Below are 293 nucleotides of genomic sequence, written 5' to 3' on the forward strand. Positions count from 1 at the left end.
CACGGTGGTCGGCTCCCGGGTCGGGCGGGGCTGGGCAGAGCGGAGGTGTTCGGTGGGCGTGCGACGGGACGTCAGGGCCTGGGGCCGGGGCGGGTCTCGGCAAAACGGCAGCCGGCCGCGGGCAGTTCCTCGATGACCTCGTTCGCGGAGGCCGGTACACCCAGTCCGGCCACCGCGCAGGCTACCGCCGCCCGCGCCTGCCGCAGACCCGGCGCACCCCAGCCGAGCAGCTCGACCGCCAGCCCGGGGGCGACCAGCAGCCTGCGGTAGTGGCGGCCGGGGGGCGGGGCGGG

The 293-nt window shown here is 78.5% G+C and carries 1 pseudogene; it reads right to left on the reverse strand.

From position 1 onward, the window contains the following. Positions 1–71: 71 nt before the first annotated feature. Positions 72–293, reverse strand: a pseudogene (locus AA75_RS50340) (hypothetical protein); the annotation flags it as partial.

The organism is Kitasatospora sp. MBT63 (assembly GCF_000710465.2).
Lineage (GTDB): Bacteria > Actinomycetota > Actinomycetes > Streptomycetales > Streptomycetaceae > Kitasatospora.